Annotated in this window: 1 protein-coding gene; it reads left to right on the forward strand. The window is 60.5% G+C overall.

Annotated elements, in window-relative coordinates:
• Positions 1–309: dihydroxy-acid dehydratase (locus ACNQ0T_RS23660; RefSeq protein ID WP_417930436.1), on the forward strand; the 309-nt coding region annotated here is incomplete at both ends.

Raw genomic sequence — 309 nt, forward strand, 5'->3', positions numbered from 1 at the left:
CGTGGACGATAGCATCCTGAAATTTACCGGTCCGGCGAAAGTATATGAGAGCCAGGACGATGCGGTTGAGGCCATCCTTGGCGGTAAAGTCGTGGAAGGCGACGTCGTGGTGATCCGCTACGAAGGGCCGAAAGGCGGGCCGGGGATGCAGGAAATGCTTTACCCCACCAGCTTCCTGAAGTCGATGGGGCTGGGCAAAGCGTGCGCGCTGATCACCGATGGCCGTTTCTCCGGCGGCACCTCAGGGCTCTCTATCGGTCACGTCTCTCCGGAAGCGGCGAGCGGCGGCAACATTGCGCTCATTGAAGA

The sequence above is a fragment of the Enterobacter cloacae complex sp.6700776 genome (assembly GCF_048284255.1).
GTDB lineage: Bacteria > Pseudomonadota > Gammaproteobacteria > Enterobacterales > Enterobacteriaceae > Enterobacter > Enterobacter intestinihominis.